This is a genomic window from Levilactobacillus muriae, assembly GCF_045862015.1.
In the GTDB taxonomy this organism is placed as follows: Bacteria; Bacillota; Bacilli; order Lactobacillales; family Lactobacillaceae; genus Levilactobacillus; species Levilactobacillus muriae.
In genome coordinates, this window is record NZ_BAAFRU010000006.1 from 1 (window position 1) to 14,837 (window position 14,837).

General features: G+C 48.1%; 14 protein-coding genes. 3 read left to right on the forward strand and 11 right to left on the reverse strand.

The features are described from left to right. Positions 1–445 precede the first annotated feature (445 nt). Positions 446–835, reverse strand: a complete 390-nt coding sequence (locus ACKTSF_RS05125) for a CvfD/Ygs/GSP13 family RNA-binding post-transcriptional regulator (RefSeq protein WP_407887251.1) — start codon at positions 833–835, stop codon at positions 446–448. A 31-nt stretch (positions 836–866) separates the two neighbouring features. After that, positions 867–1,457 carry a peptidylprolyl isomerase gene (locus ACKTSF_RS05130; protein WP_407887253.1) on the reverse strand — a complete coding sequence of 197 codons (591 nt, stop codon included), beginning with the start codon at positions 1,455–1,457 and terminating at the stop codon, positions 867–869. Positions 1,458–1,589: 132 nt separating this feature from the next. On the opposite strand from ACKTSF_RS05130, the gene ACKTSF_RS05135 reads away from it, so the two are divergent. Beyond that, complete coding sequence (locus ACKTSF_RS05135; protein WP_407887255.1) at positions 1,590–2,099, forward strand: phosphatidylglycerophosphatase A family protein; 510 nt, start codon at positions 1,590–1,592, stop codon at positions 2,097–2,099. A 97-nt stretch (positions 2,100–2,196) separates the two neighbouring features. Next, the gene (locus tag ACKTSF_RS05140; RefSeq protein ID WP_407887257.1) at positions 2,197–2,868 is read left to right on the forward strand and encodes a VTT domain-containing protein; all 672 of its coding nucleotides are present in this window, start codon (positions 2,197–2,199) and stop codon (positions 2,866–2,868) included. A gap of 65 nt (positions 2,869–2,933) precedes the next feature. Here ACKTSF_RS05140 and ACKTSF_RS05145 read toward each other — a convergent pair whose 3' ends face one another. Both ACKTSF_RS05145 and ACKTSF_RS05150 read right to left on the reverse strand, forming a co-directional pair. After that, complete coding sequence (locus ACKTSF_RS05145) at positions 2,934–4,265, reverse strand: MFS transporter (RefSeq protein WP_407887259.1); 1,332 nt, start codon at positions 4,263–4,265, stop codon at positions 2,934–2,936. Next, positions 4,252–6,534, reverse strand: a complete 2,283-nt coding sequence (locus tag ACKTSF_RS05150) for an FAD-dependent oxidoreductase (RefSeq protein ID WP_407887261.1) — start codon at positions 6,532–6,534, stop codon at positions 4,252–4,254. Before ACKTSF_RS05150 ends, ACKTSF_RS05145 begins: the two co-directional genes overlap by 14 nt. Positions 6,535–6,668: 134 nt before the next feature. On the opposite strand from ACKTSF_RS05150, the gene ACKTSF_RS05155 reads away from it, so the two are divergent. Then, on the forward strand, positions 6,669–7,433 hold the full coding sequence (locus tag ACKTSF_RS05155; RefSeq protein WP_407887262.1) for an AraC family transcriptional regulator: 765 nt from the start codon (positions 6,669–6,671) through the stop codon (positions 7,431–7,433). A gap of 57 nt (positions 7,434–7,490) precedes the next feature. On the opposite strand, the gene ACKTSF_RS05160 is transcribed toward ACKTSF_RS05155, so the two are convergent. The 7 genes from ACKTSF_RS05160 to ACKTSF_RS05190 all read right to left on the reverse strand — a co-directional run bounded on the left by ACKTSF_RS05160 (position 7,491) and on the right by ACKTSF_RS05190 (position 14,649). Then, positions 7,491–8,126 (reverse strand): TIGR01906 family membrane protein, encoded by a 636-nt coding sequence (locus tag ACKTSF_RS05160; RefSeq protein ID WP_407887264.1) that lies wholly within the window; start codon positions 8,124–8,126, stop codon positions 7,491–7,493. Beyond that, positions 8,119–8,913, reverse strand: coding sequence for a TIGR01457 family HAD-type hydrolase (locus ACKTSF_RS05165; protein WP_407887266.1), 795 nt, complete (start codon positions 8,911–8,913; stop codon positions 8,119–8,121). Before ACKTSF_RS05165 ends, ACKTSF_RS05160 begins: the two co-directional genes overlap by 8 nt. Positions 8,914–8,925: 12 nt before the next feature. Then, complete coding sequence (locus ACKTSF_RS05170; protein ID WP_407887268.1) at positions 8,926–9,732, reverse strand: YutD family protein; 807 nt, start codon at positions 9,730–9,732, stop codon at positions 8,926–8,928. Continuing rightward, positions 9,729–11,126, reverse strand: a complete 1,398-nt coding sequence (locus ACKTSF_RS05175; protein ID WP_407887270.1) for a bifunctional metallophosphatase/5'-nucleotidase — start codon at positions 11,124–11,126, stop codon at positions 9,729–9,731. Before ACKTSF_RS05175 ends, ACKTSF_RS05170 begins: the two co-directional genes overlap by 4 nt. A gap of 444 nt (positions 11,127–11,570) precedes the next feature. Further along, complete coding sequence (locus tag ACKTSF_RS05180) at positions 11,571–12,179, reverse strand: metallophosphatase (protein WP_407887272.1); 609 nt, start codon at positions 12,177–12,179, stop codon at positions 11,571–11,573. Positions 12,180–12,195: 16 nt separating this feature from the next. Beyond that, entirely contained in the window at positions 12,196–13,044 is an 849-nt protein-coding gene (locus ACKTSF_RS05185; RefSeq protein WP_407887274.1) for an aldo/keto reductase, read from the reverse strand. Positions 13,045–13,251: 207 nt separating this feature from the next. Continuing rightward, the gene (locus tag ACKTSF_RS05190; RefSeq protein ID WP_407887275.1) at positions 13,252–14,649 is read right to left on the reverse strand and encodes an amino acid permease; all 1,398 of its coding nucleotides are present in this window, start codon (positions 14,647–14,649) and stop codon (positions 13,252–13,254) included. Positions 14,650–14,837: the final 188 nt, after the last annotated feature.

A 14,837-nucleotide genomic window follows, 5' to 3' on the forward strand; every position in this document is an offset into this window, starting at 1 on the left:
ATTGTTGTTACTTTTTGTTATAAAAGCGAATTGACTTCGCAAATATTGTTTGGGTTTGATACCAAGTATCAAACCGCCCTACACATATTTGATTTGTCGAAACAATGTTCAGTTTTCAAAGGTCTACCAAGTTATCAGAGAAGTAATTGCTCCGTGACAACTTTTAAAGTATATCATGTTGTGAATTTCGTGTCAACATCTTTTTTCAACATCCTGAATATTTATTCAACATTGAGGACGCAATGAATATCGGATAAAACACGTTTTGACAACATAAATCATTCTATCAGTTGCTGTTTAACTCGTCAAGTACTAATTTCAAATTTGTATGACTATTCAACAATTTGTTATTTATGCATTAGCCGTCTCAAACAGCAACAGGTAATATCTTATCAATCATCCACCGATTGGTCAAGCCCTTTTTTAAAAAATAAAAGCACCCTCCTTATGAGGATGCTTTCTCCTGATTCAAATGACGCAACGCTTCGGCCTTCCAGCCCGATAAGCGGTCGTCAATTGGCTTAAAGCCAATATTAATCCGGTGATTTGTCCAATAGTGACGATGCTGATGTTCATCCGGTTCCGGTCCAAAGTCAACGTGCTCAAGGCACCGCAACGATAGGCTGATTTTTCCAGTGAATTCATCAATATCAAGAACAACCGCATTTACTTCTTGATTAACTTTTAAATAGTCGTGAATGTCTTTGACGTAGCCGCAATGACACTCTGAAATGTGAATCAAGCCCTGACGGTGACCGCCGAGACTAACAAAGGCCCCATACGGTTGGATTCCTGTAATCCGTCCCGTTACTCTCTGGCCAATTTTAAACGTCATCGTCACGCCTCCTGTCTCTATATCCAGTCAGTTAATCCTCACTGACCGTGACCTTGTCCATCGTGACCGGTGTTGCGGGTTGGTCGCTGGCATCCGTCTTGACAGCAGCAATCGCGTCAACCACGTCCATCCCCGTAATCACTTGACCAAACACCGTGTGCCGAAAATCTAGCCATGGTGTTCCACCCTTTTCGTAAGCTTTAACGATTTCTTCAGGGAAACCGGCATCCGTCATCTGACTTTGAATTTGATCAGTCATATCCTTGTCCTGAACGATAAAGAACTGACTGCCATTCGTATTCGGGCCCGCATTTGCCATGGATAATGCCCCACGTAAGTTATACAACTCTGGTGAGAATTCATCTTCGAATGGTTGACCCCAGATACTTTCGCCACCCATACCAGTACCGGTTGGATCCCCACCTTGAATCATAAAGTTAGGAATCACACGGTGGAAAGTCATGCCATCGTAGTAACCAGCCTTGGCGTGTGTTACAAAGTTTTCAACCGTCTTTGGTGCTTGTTCGGGGAAGAGTTGCAGCTGAATGGTCCCCATGGACGTTTCAATCGTTACTTGTGGACCCCTGGCGTTAGCCAAATCAATTTGTGGAAACTTTGTCATAATTATCCTCCATATCTTTTCAAACATTACCTAGTCATCTATTATCACCGCCTAACAGGAAAAATGCAACTGATGTCACTGGTGCTATAATACTAGATATATCTCTATAGTAAGAAGAAAGGGAGTTACATGATGATTAAACCAACCACCGCTTACGGCCAACGTACAATTGACCTCCTTCACGAACGGGGCGTCGATCTGAAAGATATTGCTGACCTCGTGATTTATCTGCAAAAAGATTACATTAAGGATCTCTCCCCTGAGATGGCCCTGCATAGCGTCCAGACCGTCTTAAACAAGCGTGAGGTTCAAAATGCCGTGATCACCGGGATTCAACTCGACCTTGCCGCCGAGCATCACAGCCTCATGGAACCTTTGCAGACTATCGTGGAACGTGACGAAGGGCTCTACGGCGTCGACGAGACCATGGCGCTCTCCATCGTCGACCTGTACGGTTCCATTGGTTTCACTAATTACGGCTACATTGACCGAACCAAGCCAGGAATTCTCGCTAAACTCAATGCTCATGAACCCGGCATCATCCACACCTTCTTGGATGACCTGGTTGGTGCGATTGCTGCGGCGGGGGCGGCCCGTTTGGCTCACGACGATGCTGGTGAACAAGATACGCCGTTCAAATAATTATCACAATTTGGTTAAGCTTCGCCGGACCTGCTGACATCGAGATTAAAAACCCCTACAATATGGGTATTATCAAATAACAACTAAGGAGCACTTAATGGCCTATTTAATTGATTTCGTTCTCCACATTGACGACCATCTGGTCAACATCGTCAATACCTTTGGTGGCTCGACTTACCTCATCTTGTTTGCCATCGTCTTTGTGGAAACTGGTGCTGTGATTCTGCCCTTCTTACCAGGGGATTCACTTCTCTTCGCAGCGGCGGCCCTGGCCGCTAATCCAGCATACGGCTTAAACATCTGGTTGTTCGTCGCCATCTTCCTGGTGGCTGCAATTGCTGGGGACTCACTGAACTTCTATCTCGGTGGCCGTGCCGGTGCGGCATTGTCCAACCATTCGTGGTTCGGTCGACTGATTAACAAGGATAAACTAGCGCAATCTGAACAATTCTTTAGAAAGCACGGACCATTGGCTATCTTTCTAGGTCGGTTTATGCCGATTATCCGGACGTTCGTGCCATTCACCGCTGCTGGCTCACAGTTCCCCTACCGTCGTTTCCTGAAATACAACGTGAGTGCTGCCCTGACCTGGGTATTCATCTGCTGTGGTGGGGGATACTTCTTTGGAAACATTCCGTTTGTCAAAGAACACTTCTCAGCAGTTGTACTTGGTATCATCGTGATTTCCTTGATTCCAGCCATCGTGGGTTGGCTCAAGGGCCGTCATACCTCTCGTCCCAATCCGCAACGGATTCCAGAAGACGATTAAACTGAAATGATGACATTTAAAAAGGTTGGCACTGACAGTGATGTTGGTACCAACCTTTTTTATCGTTAGTGTTCGTTCGTCTTTGGTAAATCAATCTTACCGACAATGAAGATGTAAGACAGGGCACCCAATAGTGCAATGAACGCAATAAAGACGAGTGCAGAGGAGAAGTTCCCATTGGCAACTAAGAAACCAATAACGATGGGCACGACAATGGAAGATAATGCCCCACAGAAGTTAAACATCCCCCCAGCTAACCCAATCAATTCTTTGGGAGCAAGGGCAGTCACAAATACCCAGGTAATCGTTGCAAGCCCATTTCCAAAGAAAGCAATCGACATGAACATAATAATAAGTACGGGATTAGTCGTAAAATTGGCCCCCATGATCAGTAAAGTTAAGAGTAACCCAGTAATCACGGGCAGTTTACGGGCAAAACTCTCTGAATGCTTGCCTTTTAACAATCGGTCAGAGACATATCCGGCCAAAATCACCCCAGCAAACGCTGATAGATAGGGAATGCTCGAAAGCATCCCCGATTGGAGAAAATTGATATGCTTCGCCTCCGTCAAGTAGGTTGGGAACCATGTCAAGAAGAACCAGAACGTTCCTGAAATGGCGAATTGACCAATGTAGATCCCCATCAGGCGACGATTAAAGAGCTGCTTAACGTTACCCCAAGTTAACTTAGCTTTAGGCTGTTGATTCTTTTCCTTAATAAATTCTTCTTCCGTAATGGCACCACCCGCTTGAATGTATTCAAGCTCATCTGCACCAATCCATCGACTCTTTTGAGGATCATGGTAAATAACAAACCACACGATGGACCAAATAATCCCGATAATCCCGGTAACAATAAAAAGTCCCTGCCAACCAATACTCTTGTGAATAGCAAACAGGATTGGTGTAGAAAAGGCGAGCCCTAAGAATTGTGCCGAAGAATATATGCCGATGGCTGTTCCACGTTCATCGTCTGGGAACCAATAAGAGACTGCCCGATTATTCGCCGGCATAACAGGTGCTTCGAAGAACCCTATTCCTAGCCGCAACCCCAACAACTGACCAAAGTTTCCAACCATCGACTGGAAGACCGTGATCACTGACCAAAAGAACAAACTGATCGTATATGTAATTCGCGACCCTAGTTTATCAAGTAAGATGCCCCCGGGAATCTGCATTGCCGCGTAAATCCAACCGAACGCTGAGAAAATTAGCCCCTGTTGCACCGTCGACAGACCAATATCCTTGGCCATCTCGGGCATCGCAATTGAAACGTTAGTTCGATCCATATAGTTAATAATAATGTTAACAAAGATCAACGCCAACACCACGTATCGAATATGTGTCGAGAGCTTTGGCTTAGTTTTCCCCGCCGTTGCTTCCTTAGTCTCCTTCATGACCCTCAACTCCTTTAGTCAAATTCTGAATCGTTGCATAGGCCCTAATCTCTATCAGGGAAAATTGTTCACTACCATTAGTCGTTAGTGCCCGCACACGAAGCTTCTGCGTTGTAATCGCCTCGGGTAACCGAAAGACAAAATGGCGTTGTCGATTGTCCTGAATAGTCTCAAGTGTCTGCCAACCAGTGTCTGTTAGATAATCCACCGTAAAATCCTTCAACAGTTCTGGAATAATTGGGAAGTCTGTTCGATGATGATGAAGATTGATGAGATCTTCATTCACGTCGTCATTGAGTGTTAGCCGAATTTCCTGGATTCGCTGCAATGTCGTCCAAGTTAAGATAATATCTTCCGGCTTTCCTTGAAATGGTGCTACCCACATATTCGGGCCACCAAACGGTCGCAAGTAGCCATTCGTTAAATTCTCTCCTGCAAAGGCGCCTGTCTTAGCTACCCTAAAGACAACGTTATGTCGATTGAATTTTTGGTTAGTCCATTCGAGAATGGGACTCGTTCGCACAAAGTGGTGAAGCTTCGGTTGTTTCAGTTCTCCAACCGGCTCATTGATAAAGCTCAGCACGCCTTGATATTCTCGCGCGCTAACCATCAGTGATAGCCCCGTATCCCCGGTGACAATCACAAAAACATTCTGCGGATGATCCGGTTCCCAATCAAAGGGAATTGTTACCCAACCATGGGTATCAGCGATAACCGGTATCGTAACTGTCTTCAGCAACGTCTCCGGAATATAATTCTGGCTTTTACCGGTCTGATAAAAACTAACTGTCAGGTTGCCGCCAAGCTCAGTATTCACCATCAAATCCAAGCCATGTATGCTAGGATTCACCGGAAACGTAAATGCCACCCGTTTCTCTAATGAATACGGCACACTATCCTCGCTATAGGTGTTTATTTGAGTCAGCGTATGACTAGCCGCCACCACAGCCTGTTGCGCTAAGTCATCAGGGTCTGGCACGCTTAATCCAAGGATAGAACTGTCCTCGCGTAGCATTAGGCTTTGAAACGTCGCTAAATGTTCTCGATAGATATCTCCAGCCTGAATTTTCTGACTAAAGGCAAACGCGGCAGCTAGTCCAGCCGCTTGCCCACCAATTGCACAGGTTGCCATAACTCTTGTCGACCCAAAGGCAACGTGACTCACACTAATATCTCTTCCTGCTAAGAATAAATTATGAATATTACGAGAATATAGTGATCGTAAGGGAATATGGTAAAGACCATCTGGTACAGAATCTTCCGTGCCTGCTTCTTTGGTATACATTCCAGAAGAAGGATGAATATCAATTGACCACCCACCGAAGGCAACTTTATCTTTAAAGTCTGTCTGTTCTTCAATATCTTGCTGGCACAGCATATAATCACCAAGGAAGCGACGATATTCCCGCTTGCCCACAACGGAGCCAACCCACTCTAGTGTCAGATTATCTGAATCATACTTTCCAGAATTTTTAATGTAGTCCCAGATGCCATAGACTGCGGCCTGCAATTCATCACGAATACTTTCGTTATCATGAACTGTATCATGGTCACCTCCCCACTCAATCCACCAATAGGCGCATCCGTTATCGTCTTTTTTAATAACCCGACTTTTAACAATCTCCGTCTTCGTAATATCTCTGGCGAAGAAGGGCTTGGTAAATTTCACCGTGTGCCCCACATCCTTCGTGTAGAAGAACATCGAACTTCCCAATAATTTCTGATCAGCTACTTCTGGTGCTAGAGATTCACCAAACGTGCTTCGTGCTTCCCTGCCAAGATGAAACTCGGCCCCAGCATTGAAGGCCACTAAGCCATCACCGGTACAGTCGATGAAGTAATCACTCCTAAAAGTTAGCTGCGTTTCGGATCCCTGAACAAAACCCGTAACTGCCGCTATCGTGTGCTCATCGCGCATGCTGACCTGTAAGATCTCAGTATTTAGGAATAACGCAACATTTGCTTCCGCACGGACCTTTTCCAGGAGCAATAAGTCCCAGAGGTACGGATTGCCATCTGGGTTTCGATACTGGTTTTCAACAAACAGTTCCCCCATGATCCCTGTCTCTCGACCATAACGGTTAATCCCATGTTTCGAGGCCCCTCCAACCCACACTCGAATTTCACTACTGGAGTTTCCTCCTAATACACTACGATTTTGAACGAGCGCTACGTGGCACCCCACCCGAGCACTACTGATTGCGGCACACACCCCAGCTAGGCCACCGCCAACAACAACAATGTCAAAAGTTTGTGAGCGACTTTCCATAAATTTCACATCCCCTTGTTTATTTAGCTTACGTCTATTATTATGAATATATGTGAGAACGCTTACAATTTCCTTTTTTGACACTTATTTATCTTTTTTTGACATTGGTTGATTTCCGGAAAGGTGGTGTTCAAATGCTCACAATTGAAACAAATCAATACACTTTTTGGCAAGAAAAGCCCCATTTTCTCCTACACTCTGACACTGAAAACTTCTGGGTCATGTACGTGATTGAAGATGGTGATTGCAACTATCAAATCGGCAGTCAATCCGGAAAAGCTCATCGTGGCTCAGTTCTTTTGTGCCCGCCACAAGTTGAATTCAAGCGGCAGGTTGTCCATCCCCTGACCTTTCATTTTGTCCGATTCACCTTCACTTCGCATTTCTTCAAGGATCAAGATTTAAGCGGCCACTTCACTCAGGTCAATGCCCGCATTCTAGAAGATTGCGCTTACTTACGGCAACTCGAGTACTGTCCCTCTGCTGAAATGACAGCTTTACAAAATCATTTCATTGCCGATATTTTCAATGCCGAATTGTATCGCAAACTATTTGAAAAGCATCACCCTACCATTCATTCCGTAGCCATCCGAGAAGCTGTCGCCTTCATGGCCGCTCATTATCAAGATCAAATTACAATTAATGAGGTTGCTAGAGAAATTGGCTGGAGTTCGGCATACTTCTCACGTCGATTTAAATCAGAAGCGGGGATTACACCCGTCCAACATCTTGAAAGACTTAAGATGCGAGCGGTTCAGCAACTTCTAATCACCACCGACCTACCGATAGACACCGTCGCCATCAAGGCCGGTTATTCCGATGGTTATTATCTTAGCCGAAAATTTTCAGCATGCATGCACACCAGCCCTAGTGACTTCCGACGCAACCATCAAATATAGCAAAAAGTGCAACCGGCAAAAACTGTCAGTTGCACTTTTTATCTTAACTTGAATTTTCTATTCCCCCGCATGCTTAAACGACTGCCGCCCCAGCCAATATAGCCAGATCAGTCCCGCCTCAAACAAGGCGAACGCCATGATAAAGCAGTGAAGAAAGAATGTATCTGGTAGCGCCGTGATAATCGGGTCCAGGTTCGGATCGAACAGCCAGTCATTATTGCGAAAGAGAATCTTATGAAAATCAATAAAGAAGTCGTTGAAGTCCACAGCCATCACTGCTGCCAGCACGACTGGAATCACTGTTGCCACCTGCATGGGCCGAATCAGCCGCCACCGTTCCCCATAGCGTTTCAGCCGACGGAAATACCAGCCGGCTGGATAAATACTCACCAGTAACACAACGTTATTCACTAAGAATAGCTGTTTCACGTCATGAAAGTGAACCATCCCCGTAAACGACGTGGGAAAATCACTCATATTGAGGTCGGTTATCCACGGTAATTCCAGATAGCCCAACATCTGATAATAGTTATGCATAATCTTTTGCGGTGTCATTTGAACCGTTTTGGAGATATTAAGCCAATGAATGTCCAACCGGTAAAGCCAGACCGCATTGATCGTCAAAAAGATACTCAACGTCAGCAATAGCAGAATCAGCGCCGTTAACCCAACGCCGCGTTGCCACCTAGTCAATTGGCCCCACCTCGATGTCCCAATGATCCAGGTTCGGGATGGTATAAGTCGGTTGAATCGCCTGCTGAGCCACCTGATCCGGCGTGGAGACCCCCGTGTAGACTAGGAGCGTATCCACCCCAGCGTGAATGCCCGCGAGAATATCCGTCTGGTAGTTGTCTCCCACCATCAAGGCATCCTCAGGGGCGACACACATTAATTCTAGTGAGTTCTGTAGGATAATCGGTTCCGGCTTCCCAACAAAAATAGGTGTCGTCTGAGTCGCGTAACGCACGAGATCAACTAACGCACCAGCGCCGGGCATTAGTCCCCGCGCCTTTGGAATATTGGAATCCGAGTTGGTCCCGATAAACGTTGACCCACTACGAATCGCCAGAATAGCCTTGGCAAACTTTTCATAGGTCACATCACTATCAAGCCCCACGACCACGTACTCAGGATGCTCTTCGTCCACCGTAAACCCCTTGGCTGCGAGCGCCTGGTTCAACCCGATCTCACCAACCACGTAAACGGTTCGCTTGCCGGTCTCGCCAGCCCGTTCGTCCAAAAAGTCTGCGGTCGCGAGGCCCGCCGTATAGACGTTATCCGTGTTGACGTGAATATCGTGGTTATCCGCCAGGTTTGCCACAACGTCTATGGGTAATTTTGTCGTGTTATTTGTGACAAACTTAAAGGGCACTTTGGCCGCCTGTAACCTTTCCACAAAGGCCTTGGCCTTAGGATAACGTTTACTGCCCGCATAAACGGTGCCATCCAAGTCGATTAGATAGGCTTGATAATTTTTCATTGCAAATTCTCCCTAATTCTCTTTTTTCTGCCGAATGGTGAAGTGTCGGCGTCCTTGACCGCCTGTTGCAACCGTTACCGTCTTGCCGGCATCAGGCTTAGGCTGTGTCGTCGTGCGCCGTTCCTCAGTGTACGGGTGATTAGCATTGTTACGGTGGCGTGAATGCCGTGAACGCCGCCGATGACTCCCGTTAGGCGTCGTACTATTGCCCGTGTTATTGCCATTACTATTGTTGTTAGTTGTCGCCTTATTGTTAGCCGTATTGGCCGCATTACGATTATGCCCATTACCACCACGATTACTGCTAGTCGCCTTAGCCGTGGGCTTATCGCCGGACTGGTGCTGTGGTTGATTCTGTTTGTTCTGTGGCCGACTTTGTTCCTGATTCTGCTGGGCAGGTTTACTCCCGCTCCGGCGTCGCGAACGACTCCGCCGTGGCTTTGGTGCCGCCTTAACATCTAGGTTATGCAGAATAAAGTAAGCACAGCCAAAGTTGCAGGATTCATAGAGATAATCCTGCACAGCATCGATCTGATTCTGCTTCGCACCAGCGCGGTCTTCGGCATAAAATCCCTTCAACCGCAGCTGTTCGAAACCCCAGTCGCCGACGATATAGTCAAATTTGCTTAAAATCGTACTAAAACGACGGGCAAATTCGGCGAAATCAAAACCGTCTCTGACATTCGCCACGACTTCATAGGGGTGACCATTGATCGTCAGGTGCGTATCATCTTCGTGTACGACCTCCGCCGCTGGTTCCCGGCTTTCTCGTTGCTCGGCAACTAATGCCTCTAAATCTTTGCGATCCACCGTCGTCATCCTCTCTCGTCTTTATCTAAGGGATAGTGCGTGCTCAAGTACTTGGCAAACACTTCCCGTAACAAGTCTTGATATAGTATGTGATTCTTCCCCACGATCGAAATAGTCGGGAAGAATGGAATAAATAAATAGTGATCCAGTACGGCAATTTTATACTGTCGATTTGGCGACAGCGGTTCTCCGCGCCACGTCACCTGATGGGTCTGCTGATCATAGGCAATTCCCAGGTAGTTGATTTCGCCGAAAATTTTACCTCGAAAGCCCATGCCCTTCTGGTGGAAGTGCCGCAGGAATAGCCGGGCCATCTCGAATTCTTGAATCAAGCGCCACAGGTCATACCCGCTCAGTGTCACCGTCATGACGTGCATGTTATGCGGCAGAATCTGGTGCAACTGATTCTGATTGACCACGCCCCGGGGTAAGTCTTCCAAGAATAGGCCAGCATTTAAGATAGCTGTCTGTGTCCCGGCATACTCCGCAATGGCGTGTAGTCCCTCGCGGACGAGCCGCGGTTGACCGGTCAGATCAGCCTCCATCGTGACGGGAAGATCTGCGACCCGCTGCTCGGATAAAATATCCGTCCCCAGGTCATGCAAGCCCTGGATTTCCGCAGCGTCGGCCGGGTCTTCCGGTAAAGTAGCCGTTTCCACCACGCTTGCCGTTGCAGCCTTAACCTCGTGTTTTCCATCCACCGTCAGCTCAATTTTACCCACGTACCGGCCAAATTTGCCGGCCGCAGCCAGTAAACTGTGGTGATCCTGCTCCCCATTCACAAATAAATGGTGGGTGTGACTGCCAATAATCACATTGACCCGTGGATAACGCTTAGCAATCTGTCGATCAACATCAACGCCAAGATGGGATAGCAACACACAGACATCGAAATCATCAGCATAGATCGTCAGCAGACGGGTCAGGGCATCGTCGACCTCGATGGGTAACCAGCCGGCCAGTGGATAGGTCAACTGGTACGGAGCCGTCAAACCTAACACTAAAACTCGTGTGCCAGCGGGTGTGGTCAGTACCCGATGATCGACCGCCCACTTTGGTTGTTCGTGGGTATCCTTCGTCAACAGATTACCCAGCACCACTGGAAAATTAGCATAGTCGTAGAGGTGGTCCAATTGTGGACGCATGTAGCTTAAGCCCTCATTGTTCCCAATGGTCACGGCATCGTAGCCAATCTGATTCATCATTTCCACATTCTTCTGACCATTGGTTGCTTCGGTCACGGGATGGACGCGGTCCAAGTTGTCCCCGAGATCAAAGGTATACACGGTATGGCCGGCTGCCTGGGCACTGGCCTTAGCCGCTGCCAAATACCGCCGAATTCGTGGCCAATTTTCAAAGTGAGAATGCAAGTCATTCGTATGCAGGATGGTAATCTGTTCCATGCTCTCTTAGCTCCTCTTAACACTGTGTTTAATCCTACGGCATCAAGGGGCCCCGGTCAAGCGCAATGCTACCTTGGGCTGATTAAAACTTGTCGCCTGCGGATGCCAGGAATTCTGCCGCTATGGGGACCGCCTGCAGCCAAAGGACGGGCTTCCGGCTCGGTTTGAAGCCTCGCCAAATTCAGTCGAGGCTCCAAACGCGTCCCGCGGTGTAAGGCCGGGAAAAACCAACCACCCGGTCTAACACCGCCGTCACAGCCGGCGTCATCCCTGACCTCCTTCGGCTAGGCTAGTTTTAAACAGCCAACGTCAGCTACAAGCCACATTATCACAATTGTCAGAATGCAGCCTCAGACATCTACCTTAATTTTCTCTAGACTTACCACACCCATAGGAGAAGACAACCAAAACCTCTTTCATATTCCTTACACAATATTTGCTAGCCTACTGCTTATCCTGAAACTCCTTAGCCTTTCCCGTCACCATTTCTTCTATCTCACTCGTGGAGAATGGCGTACCGAAGGGAACCTGTTCCTTGAGGTAGCGGGTCTCCGGCGTGTCTACGCCGACATTAATGTTTTCCTTGACTGGGACCGCGTAGTGGTGAATATGGCCGTGAAGATTGACAATCTGCTTCACAATACCCAGCATCATAGGGTAATGCGTCATATAGTATTGCCGGTGGTCATACTTGATGAGCGCGCCCACATCATGGAAGGTGTACTTCTCCTGCCCGTGATCGATGGGATTGTGTGCCGCCAAGTACTTAAACAACACCCGACTGTCGTGATTTCCCTTGATCAATTCCAGATGCCCGTTCAATTGAGACAGGACATCTGCCACGGCTTCATCAGACTTGCTGGCTGGTCGGGTGAAATACAACGCAATGTCGCCCAGATGATAGACCGTATCGGTGGGCGCCACGCGGGCATTCCAGTTATCAATGATGGTCTGATTCATGTCCTCCACGTTAGCAAATGGCCGTGGTGCAAAGTCATTCATGCCTAATAAATCTTTATGAAAAAAATGCGTATCTGAAGTAAAGTATTGCATATCATAACTCCTCGTCTTAAATAGTATCGAGTGCTTCTTTCTTCGTTGGCCGTGGGAACTGCTGGTCTAGCGCCGCCAATTCAGCCGGGGTCAGGGTCAGCTTACCTGCCGCAATGTTTTGAGTCATGTGGGCCACAGAGCTGGTCTGCGGAATCGCCAGAATTTGGGGATTCCGAATGGCCCAGGCTAAGAGCACCTGGTAGACCGTCACGTGATGAGCCGTTGCAATCTGTATGACCGTCTCGTTAGTCGCCAAATTCTGGCCCCACGAATCCCCCTGCGCGATCGGTGAATAGGCAATCAGTGGCAGGTCATGATCGGCTTGCCAGGGCAGCACCGCGTAATCTAATCCACGGCTACCTAAATGGTACAGGTCCTCGTTGGCCGCAGCCTGATCGCCACCGGGAAGCGCCCAAAGTTCTTGCAAGTCAGCAACATCAAAATTAGAAACACCCCACGCCCGAATCTTACCGGTCCGCTGGAGGCGCTGTAATTCGGCCACCGTTTCAGCCAGTGGCACACTCCCCCGCCAGTGATAGAGATACAGGTCAACATGATCTGTCCGCAGCCGTTGCAGACTCGCATCCAAGCTTGCCTCCATCCGGTGCTTCGATGCATTCTCCGGTAAGACCTTAGAAATCAGAAAAATCTGATTACGATCCAGCGACTGCAATGCCTCTCCAACCAGACTCTCAGCCCGACCGGAACCATACATTTCAGCGGTGTCAATTACCCGCGCGCCAGTGGCAATACCGGCTTGAATGGCCGCAATCTCCGTTGCCCGTTGTGTCGCGTCATCCCCCATATGCCAGGTTCCGATTCCAATGGCGGGCACCGTTTGCCCTGCAATTTTTACAGTTTTCATGTTCACACCTCATTTAGATTCCGTTATCTAGCGGCTGGTAGTTGCTTAGCGCCCCGACTACCAGTTGTCTCATGCACATCTTCATTATCCACGTTTTGACATCTAAACACCACTTTCATCCTAGCACTTCCCCATCATTTTCGCTGGCCTCGTCCCCCACGAAAAAAGGAAGCACCCACCAGTGTCCTGGCAGTGCTTCCACTCGATTTATTTATCAGAATCTACGGCACTGGCGGCTACGCGTTGGTCGCGAAATCGCTTGCCTAAGCTCAGGCCTACCAGCCAGAGGATGGACCCAATCAGGGCGATTAATGTGTCGACCCGGAACAGCAAGACCACGGCGACCATCCCCAGAAAGGCCAAGATGAAGTAGTCACTCATTGGAAAGAATGGCATCTTGAAGCTACTATTGCTGCGTTCCAATGGTGTCTGTTGCTTCTTGTACTTGATGTGCGCAACCACGATGGCTCCCCAGATAAAGAGAAAACAGGTTGTGGCGATACTGGAAACGAAGGCAAAGACGTGACCCGGAATAATAAAGTTCAGAAAGACGGAAACGGCAATGACCAACGTAGAGAAACGTAACGCGTGTGTTGGTACCTGTGCCCGGGACAGTGTCCCCATTCGCTTGGAGAAGTGGCCTTCCCCACCGTACGTCAAGGAGAAGAGCATCCGTCCGGTCGTAAACAGTGAGCTGTTGCAGGCCGAGGCGGCAGCCGTCAAGACAACAAAGTTAATAACGGCAGCGGCCGACTGAATCCCGACGTTCTTGAATACCTGAACGAAGGGACTGCTAGTTGGCGAGATGGATTGCCATGGGTAGATGGCCATCAGTGCTAGCAGTGATCCAAGATAGAAGAGGATAATCCGTAGTGGAATCTCATTGATGGCTTTTGGCAAAACCTTCTTAGGATTGGCCGTTTCAGAAGCAGTCATCCCCACCATTTCGATCCCGACGAAACTAAACAGAACCATTTGGAAGGACAGGAAGAACCCCTTGGCGCCGTTGGCAAAGAACCCGCCACTGGCCAAGTTCGCCACGCTGGCATGGCCAACGGGCGTTGGGAAGTGGACGGCAACCATGTAGGCCCCGGCTAGGATCAACGCAACGATGGCGACAATCTTAATAATGGCAAACCAGAATTCCGTTTCACCAAACGCACTGACCGTGACGGAGTTCAAGGCTAATAGAATAGCTAACAACGTCAACGCCGTCACCCACGAAGGCAGGTGTGGGAACCAAAACTGCATGTATTGACCTGCAGCAGTAACCTCGGCCATGGCGATCGTGATCCAACAGACCCAGTAGGTCCACCCGGCAACGAAGCTCATGTTGTCACCGAGATAGCGTTTGATAAAATCGATGTAGGAGTGAACTTCCAAGTCGGAGAGGAGTAATTCCCCCAGCGCTCGCATCAGTAAAAAACACATGATTCCCGTAACGAGATAGGCCAGAATAATTGATGGCCCAGCCAAATGAATGGACTGACCAGCACCTAAGAACAGCCCCGTTCCGATTGTTCCCCCAAGAGCAATCAATTGAACGTGTCGACTCTGAAGTCCTCGGGAAAATTCCTGGTTGGTATTCGATTGATTTTTTTTCATCTTAATCTCCCCTTTGTTGAAATATATTATACACATCTGACCGGCCAATGCCAGTTCCAATGCTGGTTAGTTCGACTAACTAAACAGCGCTAACGGCCGGTATAAACGAATCTCATTCAACTTAAATTTGTTTACATGATAGTTATTCAACTTTAAGTGAAAAAAAACATCCCCCCGGAATGCCGAGA

What these genes read in the sequence shown, in the direction of transcription:
- ACKTSF_RS05125 (WP_407887251.1), bottom strand. Translation starts at nt 835, where the DNA reads ATGACGTTTAAAATTGGCCAGAGAGTAACGGGACGGATTACAGGAATC.
- ACKTSF_RS05130 (WP_407887253.1), bottom strand. Translation starts at nt 1,457, where the DNA reads ATGACAAAGTTTCCACAAATTGATTTGGCTAACGCCAGGGGTCCACAA.
- ACKTSF_RS05135 (WP_407887255.1), top strand. Translation starts at nt 1,590, where the DNA reads ATGATTAAACCAACCACCGCTTACGGCCAACGTACAATTGACCTCCTT.
- ACKTSF_RS05140 (WP_407887257.1), top strand. Translation starts at nt 2,197, where the DNA reads ATGGCCTATTTAATTGATTTCGTTCTCCACATTGACGACCATCTGGTC.
- ACKTSF_RS05145 (WP_407887259.1), bottom strand. Translation starts at nt 4,265, where the DNA reads ATGAAGGAGACTAAGGAAGCAACGGCGGGGAAAACTAAGCCAAAGCTC.
- ACKTSF_RS05150 (WP_407887261.1), bottom strand. Translation starts at nt 6,534, where the DNA reads ATGGAAAGTCGCTCACAAACTTTTGACATTGTTGTTGTTGGCGGTGGC.
- ACKTSF_RS05155 (WP_407887262.1), top strand. Translation starts at nt 6,669, where the DNA reads ATGCTCACAATTGAAACAAATCAATACACTTTTTGGCAAGAAAAGCCC.
- ACKTSF_RS05165 (WP_407887266.1), bottom strand. Translation starts at nt 8,913, where the DNA reads ATGAAAAATTATCAAGCCTATCTAATCGACTTGGATGGCACCGTTTAT.
- ACKTSF_RS05170 (WP_407887268.1), bottom strand. Translation starts at nt 9,732, where the DNA reads ATGACGACGGTGGATCGCAAAGATTTAGAGGCATTAGTTGCCGAGCAA.
- ACKTSF_RS05175 (WP_407887270.1), bottom strand. Translation starts at nt 11,126, where the DNA reads ATGGAACAGATTACCATCCTGCATACGAATGACTTGCATTCTCACTTT.
- ACKTSF_RS05180 (WP_407887272.1), bottom strand. Translation starts at nt 12,179, where the DNA reads ATGCAATACTTTACTTCAGATACGCATTTTTTTCATAAAGATTTATTA.
- ACKTSF_RS05185 (WP_407887274.1), bottom strand. Translation starts at nt 13,044, where the DNA reads ATGAAAACTGTAAAAATTGCAGGGCAAACGGTGCCCGCCATTGGAATC.
- ACKTSF_RS05190 (WP_407887275.1), bottom strand. Translation starts at nt 14,649, where the DNA reads ATGAAAAAAAATCAATCGAATACCAACCAGGAATTTTCCCGAGGACTT.